Origin of the sequence: Nocardia sp. NPDC058497 (assembly GCF_042720195.1) — a bacterium.
Classification (GTDB): Bacteria; Actinomycetota; Actinomycetes; order Mycobacteriales; family Mycobacteriaceae; genus Nocardia.
The window spans coordinates 1-2,145 of sequence record NZ_JBHXMY010000802.1 but is presented as its reverse complement, the minus strand read 5'-3'; the positions used below and the strand labels follow the sequence as shown (position 1 = coordinate 2,145).

Here is a 2,145-nt window from a genome sequence, read left to right as displayed (position 1 = left end):
TGTGACTTCTCGAGGTCACACTGTTCGGCCTCGTCACGGGGGGGGGGGGGGGGGTTTGGGGTGCGGTGGTGGGGTGCCGGGGGGCCGCCCCCGGGGGGGCGGGGGGGCCCGCGAAGATACGCGAGACGCTCGCGGTCGACGGGCTGCGGGTGGCGCGCCCGGTGCGGGCCACCGACGGCCGGTATGTGGTCTCGGGCTGGCGCGCCGACACCTACGTCGACGGCGCGCCGGAAGCGCGCTACGACGAGGTGGTCTCGGTGTCGCTGCGGTTGCACAAGGCGACGGCGCAATTGGACCGTCCCCGTTTCCTGGTCCAGCCCCCGGTCGCGCCCTGGGTCGACGTCGACGTGTTCGTCGCCGCCGACCGCGCCGCCTGGGAGCCGGTACCGCTGCGCAGCCTGCGCACCGGCGGCGTCCCGATCGCCACCACCCCCGACGCCCAGCGCAGCCTCGAACTGATCGGCCAGCTCTCGACCCTGCGTAAACCGGTCCGCAGCCCCGACCAGCTCGTCCACGGCGATCTCTTCGGCACCGTCCTGTTCGCCGGCGCGCACACCCCCGGCCTCACCGACATCACCCCCTACTGGCGCCCGGCGATCTGGGCCGCCGGCGTGGTCGTCATCGACGCGCTGGCCTGGGGCGGCGGCGACGACGGACTCCTCGACCGTTGGTCCTCCCTGCCGGAATGGCCGCAGATGCTGTTGCGCGCGTTGATGTTCCGCCTCGCCGTGCACGCACTGCACCCGCGCTCCACCCCCGAGGCGTTCCCTGGCCTGGCCCGCACGGCGGACATGGTCCGTTTGGCGCTGTAAGCGGAACGGGTAGCTCGACGCGCGGACCTGGAACCGCCGCAGGTGGCAGGTAAACGCTGAGTACACTTCCCCTGGTTTCGATGTCGGGGATCAGGTGGGGGCGACTAGGCTTGACCTCAGGGTTCTTGTGCGCGAACGCAAGGGAGCAGATGACCACCATCGCGGAAACTGTGCGGTACCGGGCCCCGACACGGGCCGATCTGCCCGATATCCAGGTCATAGACGGCGCGGCTTTTCGTGACCGGTATCCCTTCTTCGTGCTCCGGCAGTTGCTGGAGGCGGACAGTTCCCGCTGCGTGGTCGCTGTCGAACCCGGCGACGACGAGGACAAACTGGTCGGGTACGCGCTGACCATCATGGGCGACAGCGGGCGGGCATGGCTGATCAGCCTGGCCGTCTCGCCCGATCGGCGCGGCTGCGGCTACGGGCGAGGGCTGCTGCGGCACAGCGTCTGGGTGTGTCAGCAAAAGGGAGACGTGGACGAGGTCTGGTTGACCGTGGACCCGAAGAATGTCTCCGCCTACAAGCTGTTCGAGGATTTCGGTTTCGTGCTGCGTGAGCACGACGAACGGTATTTCGGCGACAACGAGCCGCGCGACGTACTGGTCTACAAACTGCATCGCATCGGCGAAAAAGGTTACCCTGGAACATGATCGGATCGGTGTGACACAGGGGTAGCCGGATGTCCAGGGGTGGGGCGCACTCTTCACAGCACGATGCGGTCACCAAGGATATCGGCGACCGCGCACTGCGCTACACCAAGCGACTCGATTCGCCCGGAGTCGCGGAAACCGACATCGTGAACGACCTGGACAACCACATCGAGGCCCTGCTCGATCGTCCGGAACTGTTCACCCGGGGCCGGAGCAACAAGCTGCGTTTCGACGCACTGTACGGTCAGGTGCCGAGCACCGCGCCGGACGACGAGGACGCGGTGCCGCGCGAGGAGGGCTGGCGTGCGCCATTGCTCGCCGGGCTGATCGCCGCCGAAGTCGAATTCCGTGGACCACTGCGACTGAGCCCGACCCAGAACGCACTGCTCGCCGACCGATACGAGACGACAGCCGCCGCGCTGTCCCGCTGGGGGCTGCCCGCGCACGCGGTGCGTGCCTGGAGCGGTGCCGTCGAGCTGCACCGCCGCGCCAAGAACACCGAGGACGAGGATCGGTGCGGGCTGGCGTTGTCCCGGGCTCGCCGCCGCACGATGGCGCCGGGCTGGCAGCGTGGCGTCGGTGTGGTCTCGGATCTGCTGTGCGGCTACGGGTATCGGCCGTTCCGGCTGCTCGGCTGGGTTGTCCTGCAGATCGTGGTGTGTACCGCACTCGCCCTGTTG

Annotated in this window: 3 protein-coding genes; all 3 read left to right on the top strand. The window is 68.9% G+C overall.

Annotated features, from left to right (window positions below):
- Nucleotides 1–20: 20 nt before the first annotated feature.
- A complete protein-coding gene (locus ACFWPJ_RS31165) occupies nucleotides 21–812 on the top strand; it encodes a TIGR02569 family protein (protein ID WP_378856846.1) in 792 nt (263 codons plus the stop codon).
- A 149-nt stretch (nucleotides 813–961) separates the two neighbouring features.
- The gene (locus tag ACFWPJ_RS31160; RefSeq protein ID WP_378856844.1) at nucleotides 962–1,465 is read left to right on the top strand and encodes a GNAT family N-acetyltransferase; all 504 of its coding nucleotides are present in this window, start codon (nucleotides 962–964) and stop codon (nucleotides 1,463–1,465) included.
- Between the two features lie 29 nt (nucleotides 1,466–1,494).
- A partial coding sequence (locus tag ACFWPJ_RS31155) for a hypothetical protein (RefSeq protein ID WP_378856842.1) occupies nucleotides 1,495–2,145 on the top strand: 651 nt, incomplete at its 3' end.